16 protein-coding genes are annotated in these 25,823 nt (G+C 38.8%); 11 read left to right on the forward strand and 5 right to left on the reverse strand.

The genetic code is table 11. From position 1 onward, the window contains the following. Positions 1-45 precede the first annotated feature (45 nt). Together betB and KCG35_RS08325 are read right to left on the reverse strand one after the other, a co-directional pair. Positions 46-1,512 carry a betaine-aldehyde dehydrogenase gene (gene betB, locus KCG35_RS08320; protein WP_215819227.1) on the reverse strand — a complete coding sequence of 489 codons (1,467 nt, stop codon included), beginning with the start codon at positions 1,510-1,512 and terminating at the stop codon, positions 46-48. 1,264 nt (positions 1,513-2,776) lie between these two features. Next, on the reverse strand, positions 2,777-3,397 hold the full coding sequence (locus KCG35_RS08325; RefSeq protein WP_215819228.1) for a sugar O-acetyltransferase: 621 nt from the start codon (positions 3,395-3,397) through the stop codon (positions 2,777-2,779). 300 nt (positions 3,398-3,697) lie between these two features. Between KCG35_RS08325 and KCG35_RS08330 the strand changes: the two genes are divergently transcribed. The 3 genes from KCG35_RS08330 (at position 3,698) to KCG35_RS08340 (ending at position 6,073) form a co-directional block, all read left to right on the forward strand. After that, on the forward strand, positions 3,698-4,627 hold the full coding sequence (locus KCG35_RS08330) for a LysR substrate-binding domain-containing protein (protein ID WP_215819229.1): 930 nt from the start codon (positions 3,698-3,700) through the stop codon (positions 4,625-4,627). Between the two features lie 124 nt (positions 4,628-4,751). Beyond that, positions 4,752-5,426: a hypothetical protein gene (locus KCG35_RS08335; protein WP_215819230.1), complete on the forward strand. Its 675-nt coding sequence runs from the start codon at positions 4,752-4,754 to the stop codon at positions 5,424-5,426. A gap of 245 nt (positions 5,427-5,671) precedes the next feature. Next, entirely contained in the window at positions 5,672-6,073 is a 402-nt protein-coding gene (locus KCG35_RS08340; RefSeq protein WP_215819231.1) for a VOC family protein, read from the forward strand. A 157-nt stretch (positions 6,074-6,230) separates the two neighbouring features. Here the strand turns inward: KCG35_RS08340 and KCG35_RS08345 are convergent, their stop codons facing one another. Next, positions 6,231-8,468 (reverse strand): leukocidin family pore-forming toxin, encoded by a 2,238-nt coding sequence (locus tag KCG35_RS08345; protein ID WP_215819232.1) that lies wholly within the window; start codon positions 8,466-8,468, stop codon positions 6,231-6,233. A gap of 691 nt (positions 8,469-9,159) precedes the next feature. Here KCG35_RS08345 and KCG35_RS08350 point away from each other — a divergent pair. The 4 genes from KCG35_RS08350 to KCG35_RS08365 all read left to right on the forward strand — a co-directional run bounded on the left by KCG35_RS08350 (position 9,160) and on the right by KCG35_RS08365 (position 19,557). Next, positions 9,160-11,433: a PPC domain-containing protein gene (locus tag KCG35_RS08350; protein WP_215819233.1), complete on the forward strand. Its 2,274-nt coding sequence runs from the start codon at positions 9,160-9,162 to the stop codon at positions 11,431-11,433. 313 nt (positions 11,434-11,746) lie between these two features. Then, entirely contained in the window at positions 11,747-13,291 is a 1,545-nt protein-coding gene (locus KCG35_RS08355; protein ID WP_215819234.1) for a hypothetical protein, read from the forward strand. Between the two features lie 53 nt (positions 13,292-13,344). Next, positions 13,345-14,376, forward strand: a complete 1,032-nt coding sequence (locus KCG35_RS08360; RefSeq protein WP_215819235.1) for a S9 family peptidase — start codon at positions 13,345-13,347, stop codon at positions 14,374-14,376. 111 nt (positions 14,377-14,487) lie between these two features. Next, positions 14,488-19,557 (forward strand): OmpA family protein, encoded by a 5,070-nt coding sequence (locus KCG35_RS08365; protein ID WP_215819236.1) that lies wholly within the window; start codon positions 14,488-14,490, stop codon positions 19,555-19,557. A 257-nt stretch (positions 19,558-19,814) separates the two neighbouring features. Here KCG35_RS08365 and KCG35_RS08370 read toward each other — a convergent pair whose 3' ends face one another. Continuing rightward, positions 19,815-20,843, reverse strand: a complete 1,029-nt coding sequence (locus KCG35_RS08370) for a zinc-binding alcohol dehydrogenase family protein (protein WP_215819237.1) — start codon at positions 20,841-20,843, stop codon at positions 19,815-19,817. 131 nt (positions 20,844-20,974) lie between these two features. On the opposite strand from KCG35_RS08370, the gene KCG35_RS08375 reads away from it, so the two are divergent. Continuing rightward, positions 20,975-21,319 carry a winged helix-turn-helix transcriptional regulator gene (locus tag KCG35_RS08375; protein WP_215819238.1) on the forward strand — a complete coding sequence of 115 codons (345 nt, stop codon included), beginning with the start codon at positions 20,975-20,977 and terminating at the stop codon, positions 21,317-21,319. 182 nt (positions 21,320-21,501) lie between these two features. On the opposite strand, the gene KCG35_RS08380 is transcribed toward KCG35_RS08375, so the two are convergent. After that, on the reverse strand, positions 21,502-22,059 hold the full coding sequence (locus KCG35_RS08380; protein WP_215819239.1) for a hypothetical protein: 558 nt from the start codon (positions 22,057-22,059) through the stop codon (positions 21,502-21,504). Between the two features lie 642 nt (positions 22,060-22,701). Between KCG35_RS08380 and KCG35_RS08385 the strand changes: the two genes are divergently transcribed. Genes KCG35_RS08385 through KCG35_RS08395 form a run of 3 tightly spaced genes read left to right on the forward strand, consistent with a single transcriptional unit; the run spans position 22,702 to position 25,794 of the window. Beyond that, positions 22,702-23,133, forward strand: a complete 432-nt coding sequence (locus tag KCG35_RS08385) for a MarR family winged helix-turn-helix transcriptional regulator (protein WP_215819240.1) — start codon at positions 22,702-22,704, stop codon at positions 23,131-23,133. Positions 23,134-23,163: 30 nt separating this feature from the next. Continuing rightward, positions 23,164-24,258 (forward strand): HlyD family secretion protein, encoded by a 1,095-nt coding sequence (locus tag KCG35_RS08390; protein WP_215819241.1) that lies wholly within the window; start codon positions 23,164-23,166, stop codon positions 24,256-24,258. Positions 24,259-24,267: 9 nt separating this feature from the next. Further along, positions 24,268-25,794 carry a DHA2 family efflux MFS transporter permease subunit gene (locus KCG35_RS08395; RefSeq protein WP_215819242.1) on the forward strand — a complete coding sequence of 509 codons (1,527 nt, stop codon included), beginning with the start codon at positions 24,268-24,270 and terminating at the stop codon, positions 25,792-25,794. Positions 25,795-25,823 lie beyond the last annotated feature (29 nt).

Here is a 25,823-nt window from a genome sequence, read left to right on the forward strand (position 1 = left end):
TCACTTAATATACCCTTCGTTTTGGGTATGTTTTGTGCCATTGAGCTAAAAGGGGGATTCCATTGGTGTCATGCCAACATAAACGGCTTTTAACTGGGTATAGTGTTCAAGGGTTGCAGTGCCATTTTCACGGCCAATACCAGACTGCTTATAGCCACCAACAGGCATTTCGGCGGGTGAGGCTCCATATTGATTAATCCAGCAAATGCCTGCTTGAAGTTGCTGGATAACTCGGTGAGCCCGTTGAATATTCTGGGTGAAAACGCCCGCTGCAAGCCCATAATGAGTTTGGTTAGCCCGTTGAATCACTTCTTTTTCATCTTTAAACGTAAGAATACTCATCACTGGACCAAATATTTCATCTTGCACAATACTCATGTCATCTGTGCATTCAGTAAAAACTGTCGGTGAGACAAAAAAGCCTTGCTCATTACCTTCAGGGTGTACGCGGTGACCACCAATAATAGATTTGGCTCCTTGTTGTTTAGCTTGATCGATGTAGCCTAAAACTTTATCCATGTGGTTTGCGGAAATAAGCGCACCCATATTGGTCGTGGGGTTTAGAGGGTCGCCTATTTGAATATTGTTGTTGATGCGAGCCAGTAATTTTTCTATAAAGGCATCAACAATGCTTTCATGGACAAATACCCGTGTGCCATTGGTACAAACTTCACCTTGTGTATAAAAATTGCCAACCATCGCACCGCTTACTGCATTATCTAAGTCGGCATCACGAAATATAATAAGTGGTGATTTTCCACCGAGTTCCATAGTGACTGATTTTAACGATGAAGCGGCATCAGCCATGACTGTTTTGCCAGTATTTACTTCTCCAGTAAACGATATTTTGGCGATGGCTGGGTGTTGAGTAAGCATTTGGCCAACACGATAATCGCCTTGCACCACATTAAACACACCTGCTGGCAAACCTGCTTCGATAAATATTTCTGCCAGTTTTAGTGCGCCTAATGGCGTTTCTTCAGAGGGCTTAAAAATCATGCTATTACCACATGCCAATGCCGGTCCCGCTTTCCAACAGGCGATCTGTAAAGGATAATTCCATGCGCCAATACCTGCACAGATACCTAAAGGTTCACGACGTGTGTAGTAAAAATCGCTTCCTATGGATTGTTGTTGGCCTGTTAAAGCGGAAGATGCCAGTCCAGCATAATATTCAATACTGTCTGCACCCGTTTGAATATCAACGGTACTGGCTTCCTGCCAGGGCTTACCTGTATCAATAACTTCAATTTTAGCAAGTTCGTCATTATGTGCACGCAATAATTGAGCAGTTTTAATTAAAATTCGACTACGCTCCATTCCAGACAGAGCAGACCACTGAAGAAAGCCTTCTTCCGCAGATTGGACTGCCGCAGTCATCAGCGTGTTATCAGCTTGTTCAACGTTATAAATTACATTGCCCGTTGCGGGGTTTACTACAGAAAAGGTTTCACCTGTCGTATTGGATACATAATCGCCATTAATAAAAGAGCGATACAAAGGCAAGCTCATAAATGTTCAACCTTTAATAATTACAAAAAAATCTTTATAGTCGAGTTGTCATTATTTTATTTATTGATATATGACAGCAAAGCTATATTAAAAAAATCGTATGCTGGTGATTCATTTATACAAGTGATATACGATACACCATTAATTGTGTTTGCATCTTTAATTATGCATAGCAAGAAACTATACCAATACATTGTTTGGTATTAATAAGCATCCATTTAACCCACTATTGGCTGTTTTGCTGTAGCATCCATTGAATTTTATCCCCATAACGAAGGGTTTTTATACTCCTTGTGTCCTAAGGGTATAAAAATGATTCGTTATGGGTATAGCCGTAGCCTGAACTCTAAGCCTATCAGGTTAAAACTGTTGTAATATGCTTTGTTAATGTAAAGCTGTTATTTGAACTGTTTAGCCTATTACAAAAGCTTTATCTGTATAAAAAACAGCACTTCGTGACCTTTAACTCTCTAGACCTTTTATGTAATGAAATTTATCATGTTTATTGTAAATATATAAAAAACGACTAAATTAATAGTTTTTTTCAGCTGAGCTGCTGGCTAATATCCCGAGCGATTTTCAGACATAATTTTTCTAGACGCAGTTTTATATAGAGGTGCCCTAGGTTTCATTAGTTGGCACTGAGATGGAATAGGCCCCCTTTGACTATGCTTGCAAATAATGACACAGGCCTTAGCGTATACCATTTTTTATTAAATTAGATTAATACGCTTAAATTTATTCTTTATAAAGAATAAATCTACACTCTGGGAGTACAAAGCGCAGTTTTTTACATTTCTTGCGCATGAGTGCTGCCTGTATTTTTTTAAATCAGCGAGCTTTGCACGATTAAAAATATGCTATTGACTAAATAGTTAATTTCAGTGTGATGCTACAGTTAAAAAGCAAAAATGTGCAATTTAAGGTGTAACACTACACGATAGCATAAATTTTTTTCATAAATTTATGCTTAAAAGCACAGTAGATCTGCAAATAACTACCAAAACTATCTAGTCGCGTTGAGTGCTATGTTGTTAAAGGTTTATTTATACAATAATAAAAAGACTGGCTTCCTCTCTCATTTTCACGTGTTTAAAGTCATGCTCATTTAAAATAATTTAGTTAATCATAAGATTCTCTTTTTATACTATTGTTTTGAAATCTAAATTTCAACCCTGAAATAAAAATATAACAAACCAGTCATATTCGTTATGACACGGTTGACTGGTTGTGAGGAAGGGATTTGAGATACTTAGAGCTGTAATTAACTAGCAGTTGGTGCTAATGTTGAAGCGGTAGAATCTTTTGAGCCTAAAGGACTCATTTCTTCTGCGGTAAGTGGGCGGATGATGCGACAAGGATTGCCAGCAGCTAATACACCTTCTGGAATTGAGTGAGTTACTACGGCTCCTGCCCCAATGACAGAACCTTTGCCAATTTTTACCCCAGGGCACACAATCACACCGCCACCCAGCCAGACATCGTCTTCTATCACAATGGGTTTGCCATAAACTGCCCACTTGCGGCGTTGGCTTGTACTCAAGGGGTGATTTGCAGTATACAGTTGTACGTTGGGGGCAATGAGTACATTATTGCCAATTATCACGGATGAAACATCTAGTATTGTCACTTGAAAGTTAATGAAGGTATTTTGACCAATAATGATGTTACTGCCAAACTCGCAGATAAAGGGCGACATGATTAGGCTTGACTCATCAAATGCCGCAAAGAGCTGCTGACATATTTTTGTTCTTTGTTCTGCGTCGCTAATGGGGGCTTGGTTAAGCTGTGTTAGATAAAATTGGCCTTGATTTCGAAGTATTGCAATGCTTTGATCTTTTCCATCAAAAACTTCTCCTGCGAGCATTTTCTCTAATTCACACATCGATTTACGTTCCAAAAAGCTTTAGGCTTGGCTCGTTTTGCTCTTTAGGATACCTATGCCTTTGCTTTCGATTTTTCTGGAGCCAATGTACATCAACGAATCAAAGGTAAACAGCAAGTATCCTGAAGCATTGCTATGTGTCTTCTATTGAAATTAGAAAACAGGTTGTTGACAAATGAAAAGTCAAACTTTATAGATAAATAGAGCTAATCTATCGTTAAGAAAAAAGTAAATATAATGAATGAATATTTCACTGGAACCCTTTGAAATGAAGTTTATTGAAGTAATGGGATGGTTGGTATGCATAATCCTGCATTATTAGATTTATTGCATACATTTAAAATGGCGGCACAGTTTATGAGTTTCACCAAAGCCGGTGAAGCATTGCATATGACACAAGCGGCAGTAAGCCATCGAATTAAACGGCTTGAGGAGGAATTGGGGTTCAAGTTGTTTATTCGGCTGACCAGAAAGCTAAAACTCACAAAAGAGGGGCAGCAGCTACTGGTTACTCTTACAGATTCATTACTCCGTATTGAAGAAGAGATAGAAGATATTCGTCGTAATGACTTACGGGGACTGCTTTATATTGGTATATCACCCACGTTTGCTCAGTTATGGGTGATGCCTAGATTGGCACGCTTTCAACAGGCATACCCTGCGCTGAGTTTAAGGCTCAGGATCAAAGCGAGTGCTTTAGACTTTCGCTATGAGCCTGTTGATTTGGGTATTTATTATGGGCGAAGTGATTATCGTGGCGTGGTCGTGGATACCTTACTCAGTGAACAACTTGTGCCTGTTTGTACGCCAGAGTATGCTGAACGACACCAGCTTTATGATGATCCTGAACGATTAACTCAGTGCTTATTGTTGCATTGTTCAGAGTGTCTTGATCATGCTGATCCCCGGGCAGAATGGCTGCAGTGGCAACAGGCCGTGGGAATAGAGCCTAGCAAACGTTGCACAGAGTACTTTTTTAATCACTATCATTTGACGTTGCAAGCAACGTTACAGCATATGGGGATTGCAATGGGGCGATTACACCTTGTTGCGGATTATTTAGCCTCAGGTACGCTGGTGACGCCTATACCACAGCAGGTGCCTGCTGGGTTGGATTACACATTGATTTATCCGCGTGAGCATGGTGCAAGGCCTCGCTACCAAACCTTTATACGCTGGCTTCATGATGAAATTACCCAGCATAGCCTTCCCTCTGGACTTGAACTCTAAACGTTAAAAACATCAACATTTGGTTCACGAAGTCGCTTTTATCTGCTTGTGAGGGGCAGTCTGGCGCATTATTGTATAGCGCTCAAGATAATTCAGTTGTTGCTTATGTCGTTAGGATGTCACTATGCTTCGTGTATTTGCCACTTTGTTGCTCATCACCGGGACAGGCTTATTATCAGGTTGTTTTTGGATGACAGGGGAGTTTAGGGCTTTTCATGATGTTTGTGAGGTCCAGTATTGTGAATTAGTGGCAGCGCAAGTTGAACAGCATGAAAGCAGCCAAATAGGTGTTAACGAATCTTTTGTTAGCAAAGCGCAATTAAGTGAAATAGCAACAAGTGATGATGTTCAGGTAAGCAGTAAAACGGTTAATTTTGGTACAGCAGAATTTGCTTTTCAATTACCAGCGATGCCTCAAGGAATGCGTTCAGCCAGCGATAGTATGGCCGTCATTAAATACACTGACTATTATGTGGCCTACTATATATTCGATCTTTATCAAGCGCATGATTTACTGGATATTGTTTTTACAACGCCTGCCAGTCGTTTACAGGGAATTATGCCCTATACTAAACGCCAACTAAGAAAAGGCTATAGTCTGAAAGGGCTATTTACTGAGCCTGTAAAATTATCACGCATAGCATGGGATGATTGGTTGGTCTTTGTAGCAGAAGGAGAGACATCTTGTTGGTTATTTATTGCCAATGAAGATGTTGAAAATAAAATGTTAGTGATCCGTGGTAAAAATATGCCTAGCTCAGTTCAAACCTTGGTGATGAATACACTTCAACTGGATTAATGAGCCTTATTCTATACCCATAACGAAGGGTTTTTAGGGGAGGCCGTCAAGCGATGAAGCCCCGGAGCTTATATTAATAAGTGACTGGGGTGGCAGTTAAATGCTCCTGCATAAACTGCATTCCCACCATCCTTGGTGGTCAAGAGCGCTGACAACAAACCCTAAAAATGATTCGTGAAGGGTATACGTGATCAACACATTTATGGAAGGCTTAATGAGTCAATGGAAAATAATATGGTATTTTTATGAATAAGCCTGACTTTACAATACATCATGTCGCATTAACTTGCCAAAATTTTAGTGTAATGTCTGACTTTTACGAAGCTTTAGGCTTTATAGAACAGCGTCGTTATTCAGATGATCAATGTTCAATAATACATATGTTGTTGGGTAATTTTTGCCTTGAACTTTTTACTTTTACCGAAAATGCAACACCATTACAAGAGTCCAAACCATTAGCACAACATCTTAAACAATCTGGATGGCAACATATTGCCTTAAAGGTAAGTGATTTAACTGCTGCTAGAAAGTGGTTTATCGATAAACTTGAGTTAAGACCTTCAGCAATTCAACAGGGAAGAACAGGAATTCAGTATTTTTTTATTCAGGATCCTGAGGGGAATTATGTTGAGGTTGTGCAGCTTTAGTATGCGGTGTTGTTGCATTTCACTGTACTTTTTTTGAAACGGATTTTTTAAAAGTCTCTTTTCCTAAAGTCTGTAATATTGAATAGAAAAACTCAACCAATATATACATTAAATAGTATAAATTGGTTGAGGTATAACAGCTACAGCGAGTTTATTGTTATAGTCTTGCTTCTATCATCACACCTTCATAGTGGGTGTTGGCATGAACCTCAATATAATAGGTTGCGCCTTTTTCTGGATTGGGAATAATGATTTGTTCGTTATTACCTGTGTTTATCGATTTATAATCGGTAGGGTGATCATGCCATGGCCAAGAGCCTTTATTGATATATAAATCAGCATTACCATTTCCACCATGTAAGCTTACTTCAAGCTGATTACCTTCATAGTCATAAGGTATTTGAACAAAAAATGATTGATAACCTGTTGACGACAGGTTTTTGACTGGTTCACAAGGCACTAACTCATAGGCGCTACCTGTATTGCGAGAAAATGACTCATTACAATAGGTACTGCGTGAAGGTTGTGATGTTTGATCTTGTGGAGTTAAAGCAAACACATTAGTAAATGATGTGATGATTTTGTGATTATTTGCAGATTGTGGTGTATTAGCTAAGTATAGCGCAGAGGTTGACGTATTGTGTGATAATACTCCGTTATTCGCTGTATTTATAAGCTGATTTTGTTGCCATGTCCAGCGCTGGCTCAAACGTGAATCGCACTGTGTGAGCCGGTGTAAACTATAGCCATCCAAACATAAGGATGTATTTGAGGCGCTTACATAGCGTCCGAGCGAATCGTAGATAAAGGATTGGACTGTGCTATCCAAATCACACTGTTCTATTTGAACATAACCTGCACTATCCTGTGAGAGACATTTATTATTAAAACCAGCCAGTTGTAAGTTAACAGGATAACCACCTAGGAATACAGGATGCTCCCAGTCTACATCAAAACTTTTCGTAATGGTTATTTCTTTATTTTCGACATGAACAGGTTTATAAGAAGCATGTCCACCTATAACATAATAATGTTGATAAGCCGATGCATAAACAGAACGCATTAAAACTGATGAGGTTATATCAATGGTGGTAGTGCCTGTTGCTGTGGGAGATGCCTTATAAATTATATCGAAATTAGGGGTAAAATTTGAATACCCTATAGGCCGTATTCTAGTTTTATCAATAGGGTATGAAACAGCCCAAAGGGCATCGGTCCAATCATCAAACAGGGAATCTGGGGTTGCATATTGTTCACGTTCCCATTTAAAACTGACTTGATTATTACTTGGATTCGATTTTTTTACGGCATAATCTTGTGTATCGAAAGAAAGCCAACGGCTTTGAGAGTATTTATAGGAAGCTTCTAATTTGGCCTGTGGATTGTGGCCTAGTTTCCATTCGGCTCCTCCTGTTACACCAATTTCGAAGCTTGAAATATGACGTTGAGTGAAGTTTGCATTAATATTGGTGGTTGGAAATGTTTTTAATATGACTGCTTTATTGTTAAGCGCTTTAACCGTGAAGTTATAATATTGTGCGTAAACATCGGTACTCCAGTCGCGCACAAAAGCGTTTAAGGGAACATAGCCCGCTTTATTCTCTCTATGATCAAGTTTATCATTTAGGTGAATACCTGCTCCGGCAGATTGCTCATCCAGTGATATTCGTACGATTTTAGCGTCGGGTGTATCTAACCCTGATGCACCATATTTGAGTGAGCGTTGCCAGGTAATGCGATAGACCAGAGATATATTTGCATTATCGCAAAAAACTTCGTTTCCTCTATCCCAAAGATGAGATCGTTTAAACGTACATTCTTCATCAGAAATGGGTCTAAATACATTGATATAAAAAGAGACATTAGGTGGTGCTTTTTTATCGTCTGAAGTTGAAGAGTCTCCAAGCGGATTTGCGGCTGATACATCTCTGGTGATACGTTTCTTAGGGGTATGACTGTTATTGAGTAATTGATTGATGAGCTGAGGGAAAAGCGTGTTATTTGACGCGTTAAAAGGGGTATATAAGAGTTTACCTTTGTAGCTGCTTATTAAAAGCATATCTTCCTGGTAGGCCATGCCTAATAGTTTTTTTACCTTTTTATTATTTAGCTGTTTACCATTTTGAGTGATGCTGTCAGTAAAATCTATCCAATAAACAGAGTCGTTTGATAATATATCATCTTTTATTGATTTAAAGGTTTTATAATTAAGGTCTTCTTGGTTAAATGAGGAAAAGTTAATATATTTTACTTGGTCGTTTAAAGTCGTGTTGTTGAGTATGAATGTTGCGGATTGGGAGTAGTTGTGCTGCTCATAGTTATTATTATAACTAAAACTGGTAGTGGCTAAACTGCCGAGTGCACAGCATAGCATGATTTTATTTAATGTATTCATGGCTGGCCCTTCCTGATTTATCTTTTTTTGTAATTAAATTAAGCCATGCTTTTGTTAGTTTTTATAATACTAAAGAGTTATAAAAAAGATGGTGTTTTTGAAGTGTGAAGCATATCATATAGATAGACTGTATATTTTGTACTAAAAAAGTGTCAGTTTTGTGTGTTTATAAATAAATGTTAATAACTTTGTGCGGGTGTTAATTGTTTATTTATATATTAAATAACATTCAATGTTAATGAAGTAGGTTTATTTGCTAAAAACTGTGAGGTGCGTCTCGTTTTTGTTGGGAGGGTAAAAGAAATCATACTATGTATACCCATAACGAAGGGTTTTTAGGGGAGGCCGTCAAGTGATGAAGCCTCAGGAGCTTATATTAATAAGTGACTGGGGTGGCAGTTAAATGCTCCTGCATAAACTGCATTCCCACCATCCTTGGTGGTCAAGAGCGCTGACAACAAACCCTAAAAATGATTCGTGAAGGGTATATGATCGGAAATAGGAGGGAAGCTTTATGGGGAGAAATGAATAAAAAATTATAAGCACGTTGGTTTTGGATGTGAAGGGTTTAAGCGACATAAGTAGTATTTTTATTATTTACTGATTTTCCTCTATTTTACTTGTGAACTGTTTATGATCGCTCGTAGATAATTTTCACTTATGATGTAAAAAAACAACAAGTGAGCCTGCTATGAGCTGTAAACAATTTAAGTATACGAATATTGCATTAGGTATTCGTAAGGTATCTTTGTATCTTAGTTTATGTATTTCTACAGTATATTCGCCTGTTTATGCTAATACTTGTCCAACCGCGCCTGATCGTTTTGCAGTACCTATATCTGACCCAGACCCTGGATCTCCAGATGGAAAATTACCACTAGATATACAAAAAATAATGCCTATTTTAAAGGAAAAAGGCATACGCAGCGTGAAGGAATTCATTAATGCATTGCCGGATAGTATGCATAAAAACTATGCGCTTATTGAGAAAACGCGTGCGCTGGGGCAAACCGATATTAATCACCCAGGATTACTCATGTTTGGTTCTGATGCACGTTTTATGGTGAATATTAGTACCAAAAAAACAGATCCTCGTTATGAAATAGTGGATATGGCTCAGTTGGATGATCGGGGTAATTGGAATTTTCGGGCATTAGATTTTTCTTCAGGAACACCTGTTTTAAGTCAAAATGATTCGGATTGTCAACAATGCCATGGTAAGCCAGCCCGACCTTTTTGGGGACAATATTTAGATTGGCCCGGTGTTTTTTCTGATAACGGCCTGGGGCAGGAACAAGTGACCAGCAGGCAAGTGCAAACATTGCATAATATTAAAAATGGTCAGCAAAATAATGATCGTTTTCAGCAGTTAAAAATTGCTGATTATTATTTTGATCAGGTGGGCACTGCAATGCATTTACCTGACCATGTCTATGGACCGGCATTGACGATTTTTAATAATGAGTTAGCAGGTGCTGTCACGGAAAGCATTTATAAAAGAGCAAAAAAATCGGCTAATTATAACGGATTAAGAGAGGAATATTTAGCATTAAGTTACTGTGATACATCCGCGGGCGTATTAAGCCAGCAAGCAAAAGAAAAGATTAAAGCGTTAATAGAGAGTAAACAAGGTAAAACGACAGGTTATAATGGTTTACCTCATTGGAGTGATGTACTGCGTTTGTGGGGATTAAATCCAGAGCATGAACTGCCTTTGCATAAACTGGAAACTGAAACAGATCAGGTAACTCGACAAGATTTAGATTGGAATACTGGTGTTGGTCGTATTAGGGAAGTACTTGATTTAATTATTTTATTAGAATTAGCCGAAGAGAATACACAGGTTAATCAACTGTTAGAAAGCAATCCGGCTTCCTGGAGTATGACCAGCTGTGGTAATCCATTTTCAACATTAAAAGGTCATTTAAAACACAAGCAGTATGCAAACTTGATATTACGTAATGAAGCCAGACAAAAAGCAAGGGAAAGTTACTACGATATAGATTATTTACGAATTCACCAAAGTATGGACTATATCACCACGTCTTTTTGTCAATTGTTAGCAGATAATATTAGTGCAGATACTATTGGCAAACCTGCATCACCAGATGATGGAGGAGATAACGATAAACCTGTTCCACCTGATAATGATAACCCTGAGCCGCCCGATAATGATAAACCAACACCGCCAGACGATGGCAATGACACAGATGGTTTACCCGTTAAGCCTCTATTTAAAGGTAAACCTTTAGCGAATCTTAGTAGTAAAACGGGAAAACAACAGTTATATACATTGCATGTCCATGGTAAACCCAGTGCATTGTCTTTTTCAATGAAGGGGGGAACGGGTGATGTTGACATGTATGTGCGTCATGGAAAAAAACCGACGCTACAGCAATTTGACTGTCGCCCTTATGAGCAGGGCACCGAAGAATCCTGTCAATATGACAACCCTAAAATGGGGTTAAAAGGTACTTGGTATGTATTATTAAGCAGTGAAAGTACATTTTCAGGTGTGTCATTAATAGCCGATTATGATGATGGTAGCGATTCCAGTGATGGTGATGATCATGGAGACCCTCAGCAGGGTGCGTGTGCAACACAAAAGCCGACATCTGAAGTGCAAATTTATCTGGATAAACCTGTTTGTGTCACTGCGGCACCAGCTAAAGAATATTACCGTCATTTTTATATTCGCTTATCTAATGATCAAGCAGACAAAACCCTGGAAATTAGTTTGCATGGTGGGAAAGGTAATGCTGATTTACTGGTTTCAGCCGATTTAGGCCAGTTTCCTCATGAAGAGCACTATGAACAACGTCCTGACATTGTATTTGGCTCAACAAACTCAGGAAGTCATGAAAAAGTGGTGATTCCTAATGCCAAAACGGGTAAGGATTACCTGATTACATTACCCGCAGTTACTGCTCATAACGGGATTACTATTAGTGCTAAGTTGAAGTAGCTAAGACAACTGTATTTGTGTTTGTGCAAAGGACGTAGTACTTAGCCAACAGAAGTGATGGTCATATCACTTCTGTTGTGTTTTTAAACATTTTGACTTATTCCCATCACTCGCTAACTACCAATCTATCAAATACTATCAGATCTATGCAGTTATACCGATAACGAAGCCTAACAATGATTCGTGAAGGGTATAGTTACAGAATGCTACATAATAAGCCGATAGCACCATAAAATATGAGACTTAGCCTGAGGCATTATCTCACACTGACTCGTAAAATAGCCCCCTCAGGTTATTGGTCTAGGTGTTTGAGATGCTATTTGCCCAGTATTATATTGATGGCAAGCCACATGAAGTCATTCAAAAAGGATTTCCTAAGCGAAATGCCTTTAACTATCGTTATTTCTATAATGAAAAAGAGTGTCGTGATTATATTCAAATGGTTTTGGCTAAGTCGTGGTATGCCAAAGAAAGCCTCTTAAAACTTCCATTATTACGTCACTGTGATTCCCAGGAAGCATTGGAAAATACCTTTGTTAAGCTGGTTATGGAAAAAAAACTGGAGGTTACGCTGGATTCTCCTACAGAAATGCCAGCGATGGTCAGGCCTCGATATCAACAACCCGAAATTGTATTGCCTAAACCACCACCAGTACCCGAACCAGAAGGTGAATGTCTAGACTATAAAATTGTGGTGGAAGTCGCAGGTGTTGGGCCTGGGGATAGTCAGCGTATTAATTTATCAAAAGACAGTCAAGGGCGGGATGCTCTGCAAGGTCCGCAGCCCCTTAACACTGAAGCAAGCAAACACCGCAGTTTAGTGACCCTGAAAGGCATCCCCAATGAGCCTCGGGGAATCTTTATTCGTATACCAATGAAAGGGGAACCGGAATTACGTTTGCGACTAGTCGAAGCCGCTTCTCCAGTGGAAGAAGCTACAGAGAAAGCAAGTTGGGAAAATATTATTGTACCTTTAAAACCATTAGGCTACATCACTGAGGCGATGCGGCGTGATCAGTCTGCGTTGCTTCCTGATGGAGGATGGGTCTACGTATTTTGGCAGGGAAAACTTTGGCGTGAACTACAAATCATAAATGGTATGTTTTTTCGCGATGTGCGCGTGGAGTATTTTCGAAATCAACGCCATGGTCGACTTATCAAAGTGAATGGTGATCTAAGACCTGCGTTGGGTATGCAGCTTCATAGTATTTGGGTGCCTTTTAAACTAAATGGCGAAATACAACAAGGGGCGAATGCAGTTCACCTGTTATACAGCCAAGTACAGTTGAGCTGGGACAAAATCAGTGAGCTGGAAAATAATACTGCCAAGTTGCAAACGGAAGGTACTTCAATCGATCAAATGATTAGCTATGAAAGTGGTAAACATTTTGATCATCAAACAGGGAGTATTGGTCCGATTGTCAATGCATTAACCCATCAGGTCAAGACAGAAGAAGAGCAAAATTTAGATGAGAAAGAGATACCACGTCTGACAAAGCATCCAAAATTATTAGATCGACAACGTGCAACTAAAATTCCTGTTGTGTATTTAAAGGCTATAGATAAACGAATTATTTTGCACTTTGAGATGGACTCCCATGCACCTAAATCACGCAATGATCTTTTCACATTAAAAACAACCGATAATAGCTGGCAACATGCGTCTAAACCAACTGTCGAAACCTGTGAGTATGTCGATGGTACATCAACATCATGGTTGGAGCTTGTTTTTCATGATGTGCCTGAAAGTGGCGCATTTAACTTAATTCAAGACCCGCAAGAAAAGAGTAAAAAGCCGTTTTACATCTTTCGGAACATGTCTTACGAGACATTACGAACATTGAATTATCAAAGTTAAACCGCTATTAAGTGAATAGGTTATAGAATAAACACTATATTGGATTTTGGATTATGAAATTTGCTTGGACTATCTATAAAAAATACTTACTTTCACTGATACTTTTGGGGTGTTTTGCTACCAGTGGCTGTAATGAAGATAACAGCGCCTCCTCAACAACAACACCGCCTTCTGCTGACCAGCAACAAGAGCAAACAGACGAGATGATCGTTGATAGTTTGCTGGAAGAGAGGGGGATGAAGATTGAAGAAGAAGTCTGGCAGGATCCTGAGAGTTATGACCAACCCAGAATACAGTTTATTTGGGATAATCCTCCTACCGAGGCTAGAGTAGAAGATATTAATAAAAAAACGAGTAAAGAAATTTGGAGTGTCAAAGCAGACTTTACAGACCCTAAGTTACGTGTCCCAAAAGAGCTGATTGAGGGGACTATTTTTGACACCAAACCCTCACCTAATGGCCGTTATGTTGCTCTAGCGTTTTTGAAAGATAAGGTCGTTAAAAAGATTTACGATATTAAAACAAAAACAATGATTCCTGTGAGTGAAGGCCCTGTAGTGCCTGCATTTGAATGGACGCAAGACAGTAATACACTTTATTTTAATGAAGCTGGAAATATGAAAAAGTTTCATGTGCCTAGCCAGAAACTTGCTATTGTAACTAAATATGAAGAGCACGGTAATTCATTTTTGCTAATGGATAACGATACCAAATTTGTGTTTACTCGTAATGAAGAACTCATTATTCGTGATGTAGAAACTGGAAAGAAAATATATCAACAGTCTTATCCTAGGGTATATCATGATGGCTTAATAAAATTTAAGGATGGTAAAATATTTGGTTTTAAAGTGCAGGGTGATTTTGTTGTTAAAAATATAGATAATCCAGAGAAAGACTTGTTAAGGAAAGGAAGGGATCAACTTTATGTATATGATTTTAGCCTGAATAGTTATACACGAATTAAAGCTGATTTTACAAGAGAATGGGATATAAAAAATGACAAGCCAATTAATGATGATATAAAAATAACACTGCTAAAACATCAAGGTACTCAATTCTTACCTTATTATTACAATTATAGATAGGCTGTCATTTATTATGGTCCAGTATTGCAGAAAATTATGTTATAAACCTTTTGTACGCACTGCTTTAAGAAGTTATTTGCTACAGTGTTCACTAAATAAGCAATATTACACATGAGTCAAAAAAAATTAAATGAATGTCGTTTCATCAAAGAACGTTATTTGTTTTCAGCAGAGGTTGATCCGCAAACCAGTGAAATTAAATCTGGTTCGGTAAGGCCTATTCCAAATATGTTAATGCTGGCAGAAAGTTCTGTAGTTGGTAAAGAAGGTAAAACAGCCTTGTTATCGACAAATGAAGAGGGTTTTATTGATCAAGTTAATGGAGACTTTACTTTAGGTTGTCGTATTCGAACTTTTCCTAATGATGATGAAATTAAGTTGTACTTTCCTCCTTTGGAAGTGATTGCACAACTCTATGCTGGATATGGTTCAGATCTTTTTTTAGAAAAAATTGAAGAGCTGATAGGTAAAAAAGAGCTTAATTCAAGTGTTAGTGTAAAAATTAATATTAATGTTAAGCAAGAAATGCTTGAAAAGCCTGAAATTTCGAATAAACCTCATGACTATGTTTACGAGGGGATAGTGATTCCTCGTATTAAACTAGTAATACTGGCTTTTTCAAAAAGCAAATTTTATGAAAGAGCAACAGTTAGAATTTGGCGTCATAATACTTCTATCGATGAAAGCCAAATAATCTCAGTTAAATACGATGAAGGGCCTTTACCGTTTGCCTTTTTAGTGAATGAAAGTGAAATTGAAGAAGATCTGTATAATATTCGAGTGACTTATAGCCTTCACCTGAAAGAAAATATAGCAAAAAATAACTCTACATATTTTAAAGATGAAGATGGCCAGTTCTATTACGAGCTAAAAGAACAAATAAAATTCAATGTTAGACTACCCACAGCTGATATCTGCCTTATCAATGCAGATCCTATTAGTCTTGAAGAAGCTATTATTAAGCAATTCCCCGATGTTTTTCGCGATACCATAAAAATAACCCGTGAAATGTCCAGTGGTAACTTAAAACAGGATGTACGCCCTGGATTATCCAGTTATATGCATGATATTAGTGTACGCCATGAATATTCGTCGATTTTACAGGGTGTCATAACGACAATACATCAGGATCAAAGTAAAGCAACAGCCTATGCCAATAATCCTAACCCTGATCCAAATGAAAAGAAACCGGGCACTAGTTATGCCAGTTACTTGGAAAGTGCAGGCCAACTTTTAGAGAATGTATTAACTGAGCAAGGCCATACAGATGCAGCACTTATCGTACGCCTTGGTTTTGATAGTCAAAAGCTATGGAAATCTTGGGGTGATTTTCAAGATGCATTATCCAATCAGCAAAATTATATCCGGCGTCAAGATCAAATAGCTCGCGCAGTGCACTTGCTTAACAATACATCCAATGTAGATCGCCGTGGTAGCGCACTTGCGGTTCTACGTAGTTTGCAAGAGAGGCGTTATATTGAATTTGAACAACTTAAACAAATTTATAACTTGCCTGAGTGGTTCGCGCCCGGTAAAAATGCCCTAAAGGCTGCGGAAAAGTGGATCGAAGACTTTGAGAATACATGGCTTAATGGGACGCGTATAGGGATTAACCCTAGGTTTATTCACTTTGGTACACGAGCGTTTGCAGCTTATAATTTTGCAATGGATGTTAAAGGTGTTATCAATAGCTTTCTTGAGGTTAATGAGAAGAAAGAAGCTGCTGAGGACAGTAAAGCTTTTTTTGATGAAACACTGGCACTGTATGAAGAAAAAGTAGGGGAAGCCGCCACAGAAGATTTTAAACAGGCTCAGCAACAATTAGAAGAAATAACTAAGCTTACGTCAACGACATCGAAAGTGACATCCGGGTTTAAAGAAGGTCGCTATATTATGCGAACGGCCTTAATTTTTGAATATGATGAAGACTACACGGCAGATCTGCCCTTTAATAAAATTAAACAACTTCTTACCCGGCCGGATGCGCAAATTGGATTAGAAGGCCATGCCAGCCCAGAAGGAACAGATCACTATAACGATGATTTGTCTCGCCGACGAGTATTGCATATCAAAAAGCAATTAGAGCAAAATGGGATAGCGACGGATAACATGGCCATTACCTGGCATGGTGAAACACGTCCTGTACGTAATGAGGATAAGACGGTTAATCTTACAACAAGTCGGCGTGTTGAGTTAATGATCAGTGTGCCTTGTGGCGAGCGGATCTTTCGTCCCTCACGAGAAGCGATGTATAACCTGGAACAAACCCGTCAGCAACAGGTGGCGGCTTATTGTGCTTATGAACAGGCCGTCAGTGATTTTCTTTGGACGCTATTCGACTCTGCATGTGGCGTATTAACCATGGTGCCGCAGACGATGTTAATCGCGAACTGTATCTTAATTGTTCGAGAAGCATCTAAAACCATGGTTTCGGTCGCGCAGCATTTAGATGATTTATTTCATGATAATCTTATTAATGAGTATATTGCCTATAATAAACTGGAAGGTGATCTGGAAAAAAAATCAAAATATAATAGGACGTTTATTACCAACTACAGTCCACAAAAAGGCGAAATCGACTACGTAAAATATTTAAATAACCAATATCGAATTCGTGCTGAAGTATTGAATAGTTTAGTTAAGCTGTTGGTTCGCGTTGCGCATGAATATGACTTTACCTTTAGTTTCCTGAAAAATACCCGTGAACTGGATTGGAATCGTTATCAGCGTGGCTTGAAAAAATATCAAATTGATAAATTTATCGAATTGTTTGTATTGAATAAAGAATGGCCTTACCCAAATGATACTTATCAGAATTATCCGCTGGACCAGTTTTGGATGGATTATTTGGGAATGGAAGATATTTGGGAAGATAATGTTACGTTGAAAAGTAACCCTTCTTTGTTAATGACACAGTTTGAAAATTACAGTAAACAGGCTTTAAAGAAAAATCATGAATCACATTCTATCAGTGTTAATGGTATGTTTTTGCCAGTAGGACCGGCGAATATTGATAAGAACATGATTCCTGTAAACTTCCAGCGGTGTTTTCCTATTCATAATATGGGAAGTAGCAGTGCTGAGGCGCTCATTTCGACTATGGATTTATCTTATGCGGGATTAGACCAGGGTATCTATAAATATACGGCCATTTATATTAAGCCTTGTACTCAAGCAAAAACGGAATGGGAGCGGCTGGATAAATACTTGCAACGCACGGATAATAAGCCGATTTCACCGTTAGATGAAATACGCATTATTATTGTACTACGTCGGGATGAAGAGTATAAAACCATCAATACTGACTATTATGAAGATGGTGATAAAAATGCAAATCGTACCATAGAGCGGCCATTACCTATTTGTGTCAAACCCATTCGTGTGAATACCGGTTGGCCTGATAATGAAGGACCTGCTTACACGGATATCACTCAGAAGTTTGATGAAGGTGAGCTATTAGCAGAGGAACAAGCCTTTAAAGATCATTACGGTGCGATCTTTTATCCACGTTTTAAATTTGGTGAACACAAAATCATCAAAGGCACCAAGCCTATGAGCAGTTCAACGGTTTACTTGGCAGATTGGGCGCAATGGAATACTAATGAGCAGTGTATCACCATGCACTATCAATATGAGGTTAAAGTCGGTCGGGATACACGCGGTACACGACTGGTTAGGCCAATTAGCATTGATGGCCAGGATGCTGACTACTATAAACTGATGAAAGATGGGAGTTTACCGGTAATTGATATTCTTAAATACACAACCGGTGTCGCTTCGGTGGGTGTTAAAATATATGAGCGTTTAGTAAAAGATGCGCCTAACATTAGTTTAAACAGTCAATTTATGCTTTCAGTGGATAGTTCGCGAAATAATCCTATTTGGGATCCAGAGGGAGAACATGTTAAAGACCAACACTTTGAGCATTTGCTGTTTGATAAAGATTTTCTTAAATCAAAAGAGCGTATTTATCAGTATCCCAAATTATTTACCGGTAATACGATTGGTGCGCCTTTGTTACGTGTGCGTAATCAAGGCCCATTCTTTATGTCGTCGAAGTATGCGTATTGTTTAAGTGGTACGCCATTTAGTGGTAAGAATAAAGGGGTAGAGCATCAGGACAAGCTTGATGATTTTGATTGGAATGACGAAGTTGACCTGGGTATTTTAGTCTTTGCCGATAAGTTGGATACCCAAAAATATAAGGAAATGAAACACCGTTCTGATCTATTGTCTTATACAGCCAACTTGTCTGAAGAATCCAATGGTTCAACCTTAGGACCTGAAATTAAAGGACAGCTTGTTTATGTCGGTCAGGTTGAAGTAGAGGCAAAGTATGATGTTACAACCGTCGGTTATGGTAATAGTGAACGTTATACGTATGCCATTAATGCTGATAAATCGACGATCAAGTTGTTAAAAATTAGCGCTCTTGCTCAAAATATACTGGCAGAAGATGTGTATGAAAAACATTATCGCTCACGCGAATTGATAAAAATGCTTATGACGGATGAAAAGATACAAAAACAGCAGATGCTAGAAATCATCCGTACGGGTATGACAAAAACAAATACAGCCGGTTTTCAACCAAAGCAAATGCTCACATTTCATGTTTATGCGAGTGTGAGTAAATTGAGTTATAAAGCACCGGCAGGGCACCAAATAAATGGTCTTCGACCTTTTGGGAATAAAGCCGGTCATAAGGGGGTTTGGGATTTATTTGGCTTGCTTGATGAAGATAAAATCGAGCTTGAAACAGGTAAAATGCATGACTTTAAATTTTGGGTTAGAAATATGAAAAGCCAAGGGGAGTCAGGTCTTAATGATCAACATTTTAAAGCTCCTCAACATGACGATGATGACTGTTTCTTTTATATTCCCGCGCCGAAAAAATGGACGGATGAATCCGTTGCGCCCTGGGCTGCCAACGCAAAAGATCCCGAAGTACTCAAAGCCGCGGAGCAAAAATTTATTGATATTTTGCAGGATATGAAGCGTAATGGTGAAAAATTTAACCTGACTAAAGATAAATTACCCAAATTACCGACCAATGAACCGGCAGTTAAATGGTATTTTTATACTCAACTGGATAAAAAAGGTCAGTATAATTATCAAAAAATAGCCATTAAAGACTGGATTGAAAAACCAGAGAAACCAGAGGCCCAAGTGTTTAGTGAGTAATGTTATTATATAAACCTTGTAAACTCACTTTAGGCGATACCTCAAAAATGATTAAATGAACCGGTGTGGTATTTCAATGCAGTCCGTGATCAGATAAAGGCTGGATAATGCGCATCGAACTGTTTGCCGCAAGGATGTGGCAACTATCTTGATAAACAGTAGCCTCCAAGGAAGGATTCACGGTGTGTTTGAAAGGCGTTATCCAGTCTTTGGTCAAAGGGGCTTTAGAAAAAAATTAAATTTATTACTTCGCTCAATTAAAAACTGATTGCGATTTTACCCAGGGTTTTACCACTTTCAATACGACGATGTGCTTCTTTAAAATGATCAATAGTAAATCCTTGTAATGATGATGTTAGCGTTGTTTTTATACGTCCTTCGTCAACGAGTTTAGCCAGTTTTTGTAAAATAATCTGTTGTTGAATCATGTCATCTGTTTTATAGAGTGATCGGGTAAACATTAGCTCCCAAACAAAACCTGCCGATTTACTTTGTAACTGACTGATATTGACACTGCCGTTGAACTCGACAATTGACGCAATCATGCCTTGGGGGGCAATTAATTCAACCATCGCATCCCAGTGACCTAGGCTATCTGCCGTATTAAAGATATAGTCAACATGTTCAAATCCAAGTTCTTTGACGGATTGAGTCAGGTTTTTATGGTTTGCAACATAATCAGCTCCCATGCTTTTAACCCAAGCCTCAGATTCAGGGCGAGATGCCGTTGCTATAACCGTTAAGTGGGTTAATTGTTTGGCAATTTGTATTGAAATAGAACCAACGCCACCTGCGCCACCAATAATAAGCAATGTTTTATTTTTGGCTGCGGGATCGATACGTAATCGATCAAAAAGTGTTTCCCATCCAGTTAATGCAGTAAGAGGGAGTGCTGCGGCTTCAGCATACGTTAAACGTGTAGGGGTTTTAGCAACAATTCTAGAGTCAACGGCTTGAAATTCTGCATTGGAACCAGGGCGATTGATATCACCTGCATAGTATACTCTATCGCCCACAGAGAAATCTTCAACGCTTTCACCTAACGCTACAACAGTACCTACCGCATCATATCCGACAATACGCGGGGTTTCTAACACCTTATCTTTTGCTGCACGAGTACGGACTTTAGCATCAACAGGGTTTATGGAAATGGCACTCACTTTAACTATTAAGTCATGTGCCATAGGGTGGGGATAAGGTGCTTCAAACTCGAAAAGGCTATCTTGTGCTTCAATGGGTAGAGATTGGGTAAAACCAATCGCTTTCATTGTTGTATCGGTTGTCATGAGAATTATCCTAATGTGAATATGATATACCCATAGCGAACTGTGTTCGGTGATCTATATGTGTATAATAGGGGTATTGATTTTTATAACAAGTACGCACATTTTTAGCCTATAGATACAAAAAGGATACTATGAAGAATACCAGGTTTAGTAGCTATGATGGGTCAGCCTGTCCTGTTGAAGCCTCACTAGAATTATTTGGTGGAAAATGGAAAGGAATGATCCTTTATCATCTACTGGATGGAACCCTAAGATTTAGCGAATTAAAACGTAAAGTCGGTAATGTCACGCAAAGAATGTTAACTAAGCAACTTAGGGAATTAGAAGAAAATGGGTTGGTTCACCGTGAGGTATTTCCAGAAGTACCGCCAAGAGTTGAGTATCGATTAACAGAAATGGGCGAGTCGTTACGTCCCATTTTATTGGCATTGAAAGAATGGGGCCAACATTATGCATTACCAAAACTTGAAAAATGACACAACGAGTGGGGTATATGCAACTCCACTTTTTGCTATATCTCAATCATTATTAAATGAACATCTGAGGTATTTCGATGTAGGCCATTAGCAGACAAAGGCCCTTAAGAAGAAAATGGCTTTTGTAACGGTCAAGTATAGCTAAGTGCCCTGTGTGGTACAGTGAGTCAACAGGTTTATTTTTAGAGCTTCCTAAAACGACTTGTGCTTTTTTCCCTATAGGTTTCTGCTGATTGTAATGGGCTTTGTGGAAAAGGCATATTGGCTTTAAAACCTAATTGTTTGGCAACTTTAAACTGTGAAGAGAATGCAGAATACTCTTTACCAACAACATCCATTTCGTGAAGTTTGGGGTTGGTAAGTTTATCCAAATGGTGTTGTGCTTCATGTGCGATCATATCCACTTTCTCAAACTTTTCAGGCTCAATAAGTCCTGCTGTATGGGTTGTGTGATCATAGTAGTTTTGTGAAAAGTCTTTTTTAATCGTGAGTTCAGGGTTATTAACTTTCATTACACGGTATAGGTTTTTTGCTGTAAACTCATGGTGTAGAAAACCTTGTGATGTAGTGGCTCGTTGTTCAATTCGTTGAGCGCGTTGCCACATCCTTTGGTCTTGTTGTGCTTCATGGTGTTCTATGTGGCTAAAGATACTTTCCATATGTTGCGATTGTTTACGTGCATTTCGAATATTATTCACTGATGTAGGGCTGACCTGATAACTTATGCTCCGTTTGAGCATTGTTAATGGCCTAAATAGAGATTGAGTGGTCCTTCTAAGCATAATGCTATCTCCAAGATATACCCTTCACCAGTCATTTTATAAAAAAGGGTTAAAGCCAATATCTAATTGCTGCCTTTAAGAAGCTTCTATTATGATTTAATATAGCGCTTAATTTAAAAAGTTTCGCAAATGTTAGAAACTTTATTTGACTGCTGAGTATTTAAAAATACTTCATCACTTGACGTCCCAGCTAGCGCTTTTATAACAAAAGTTGTTGCTATCGCTAGCCTTAACAAACCAGACTAGCCCCATTAAAAATCCTTCGCGGTGGCTATAGTATGATCAAATCGCGAAAAATAATCTTAAAAAATGTGTGTGTTTTTTTGCTTTCCAAAAATAAAATTATTAACAATAAATAGAATTTCTGTAAGTCATTTTTGGCTATGAGTGTTTTGGTTTCTTATTAAGCAAAAAAATAAGTGTGTGGTAATTAAAGTGATGAACATGCTAAAAAAATGACAAACATTTTTTTAGCATGTTCATCACAAGTAAATAGTTTAATAAGTTTTGCAGATGTTCGACTTTACGTAGTGTACATATTGAAAAATGATAAGCAATACATATAATAAGTAATGCTTACTAATATTGATAAGGTGATTCATGGCACTGGAACAACAGGAAAGCTTAGGCTTTTTACTTGCTGATATCTCAAGGTTAATGCGACAAACCTATCAGCGAATCGAAGGCTGTGGTCTCACTTTAGCTCAGGCGCGTTTATTACTTTATGTCGCACGTTTTGAAGGGGTACGCCAAATTGACCTGGCCGAAATGCTGGAAGTTAAACCTATAACCCTGGCACGGCTGGTTGACCAACTGGCTGAGTTTGATTTAGTTGAGCGACGTCCCGATCCCAAAGATCGCCGGGCTCACCAAATTTTTTTGAGGCCAGCGGCAAGTGATCATTTGACAAAAATCCGTCAGTTTGGGGCAGAGGTTCAATCTGAAGCTTTAGCGGGGCTGAATCAAGAACAGGTAGCAACACTTTTTTTTGCATTAAAGACGATGCGGGAGAATCTTTGCTCACGAAGTTAATGAATATTTTGTTATTGGGTCAACACGTTTATGAGTCATGCTGAAACCCATCATGCACCCTCTGTGCAAGAAGCTGCTTCACTTAAAGTAATACGTCCATTCAATCGTCGTGTTAGACGTTTGTTACTACTGATTGTCGTACCTGTCCTTACACTATTAGCCATTGGCGTTATGTATTTGATAGGAGGGCGTTATGTAGAAACAGATAATGCTTACGTTAAAGCCGATATGATTCCTGTTGCTGCAGAAGTTTCTGGTGTTGTTGTCGATGTTTTAGTAAGTGAAAACCAATTTGTAAATGCTGGTGATTTATTATTTCGCTTAGATCCTGAGCCCTTTCAGGTGCGTGTTACTAAAGCGGAAGCAAATTTGGCACAGGTTCGTACAGATCTAAAAGCACTGAAAGCCAGTTATAGAGAAAAACAGGCAGAAATTAGCTTAGCGCAGACCAAGTATACGTTTGCACTGAAAGATTTACATCGTGAAGCTGACTTGCTTAAGCGGCATTTTGTTTCAACATCACGGTTTGATGATGTTAAACAAAGTGCAGACCTTGCTAGGCAACAGATCACTGTTTTGGAAGAGGATCTAAAACGTATTGCAAACTCATTAGGTGGAAGTGTTGACTTGCCTATTGAAAAACACCCTCGCTTTCGTGTCGCTTCAGCAGCATTAGCACAGGTTCGATTAGATTTGCAGCGAGCAGCAGTCAAAGCCTCGAAAGCAGGTATTGTCACTAAACTTCCTAAACCTGGTCAGTATGTGGCAGCAGGTTCAACAGCACTTGCACTCATTGCCATTGATAACTTATGGGTTGAAGCTAATTTTACTGAGACTGACTTAACCTATATTAATCCTGGGCAATCCGTTGAAGTGCGTGTTGATACTTATCCCGATAAAGTTTGGATCGGTACAGTAGAAAGTTTAAGCCCAGCAACGGGTGCTGAGTTTTCAGTGATACCTGCCCAAAATGCGACAGGAAACTGGGTAAAAATCAGTCAGCGCGTACCGGTCAGAATTAAAATAAGTAATCCTCGCCATCAACGACAGTTGCGGGCTGGATTAAGTGCCATTGTTGAAGTGGATACGGGACATCGTCGCACTTTATTAGGTCTCTCATTATAGGAGAATGAGATGACCAGTATAGCCAGTGTAACTTCAGAGCCTAAAACTAACTCGCATCGTGGGCTTATTACCATCTCTGTGATGTTAGCAACGATTATGCAGGCGTTGGATACAACGATTGCAAACGTAGCGCTTCCACATATGCAAGGTGCTATGGGGGCAACCCAAGATCAGATTTCCTGGGTATTAACTTCTTATATTGTGGCAGCTGCTATTTTTATGCCCTTAACTGGTTTTTTAAGTGCGAAGCAGGGGCGTAAACGCGTTTTTATTTGGTCGGTTATTGGTTTTACTATTGCGTCAATGTTATGTGGTGCTGCCCAGAGTTTAACGCAGATTGTGGTATTTCGACTGTTACAAGGTGTCTTTGGCGCTAGTCTGGTACCACTATCGCAAGCGGTATTATTGGACACTTATCCTGTTGAACGCCATGGTTCTGCCATGGCCATGTGGGGGGTAGGGGTCATGGTTGGGCCTATTCTTGGTCCTTCACTCGGCGGCTGGTTAACGGAATACTACAGTTGGCGTTGGGTATTTTATATTAATCTTCCTTTTGGTCTTTTAGCATGGTTTGGGTTGGCCGCGTTCGTTAATGAAACGCCTATCAATCGTTCACGCCGTTTTGATTTTTTGGGTTTTGCCTTTTTGAGTCTTAGTATTGGTGCGCTACAGATGATGCTTGATCGTGGTGAAACGCTTGACTGGTTTTCAAACACTGAAATTATTATTGAAGCGATGTTAGCTGGTTTTGGCTTTTATCTTTTTGTCGCTCATATTTTCACTCACGATCACCCATTTATTGAGCCTGCCATTTTTAAAGACCGAAACTTTAGTGTTGGTTTAATATTTATCTTTATTGTCGGTATTATTTTACTGGCTACGATGGCTTTGCTACCGCCTTTTATGCAAAATTTGCTGGGGTATCCTGTGATCGATGTTGGCTATTTATTAGCCCCACGAGGTATGGGTACCATGGTTGCGATGATGGCAGTAGGCAAGCTTTCAGGTAGAATTGATGTCAGGTATAAAATTTTCCTTGGCCTTATTTTAATCAGTTTTTCGCTGTGGGAAATGACATGCTTTGATATGAATATCTCCGGTTGGGATATTGTGCGTACTGGTGTTATTCAAGGTTTAGGATTAGGATTTATTTTTGTCCCATTATCGACTATATCTTTTGCAACGTTAGCACCGCAATATCGAAATGAAGGTACTGCATTATTTAGTCTTATGCGAAATATTGGCAGTAGTATTGGTATATCATTAGTCATTACCTACCTCGCACAAATGATGCAAGCCAATCATGCTGCGTTTGCAGACTTTATTAATCCGTTTAATCAAGCGTTGAAACATGCAACAGAGGTAGGAAAATATAATCTAATAACTCAGCAAGGACTAATGGCTATTAATGGCGAAGTTTCTAGACAAGCAGCTATTTTAGCTTATTTGCAGGATTTTCGACTAATGATGTGGATTACATTAGCGGCCTTACCATTAACTTTTTTGCTGCAGGGTACAAACAAACGGAGCAATTGAGTAGCTTGAGGTGATTATTGTTTTTCTAA

The sequence above is a fragment of the Zooshikella harenae genome (assembly GCF_018837975.1).
GTDB lineage: Bacteria > Pseudomonadota > Gammaproteobacteria > Pseudomonadales > Zooshikellaceae > Zooshikella > Zooshikella harenae.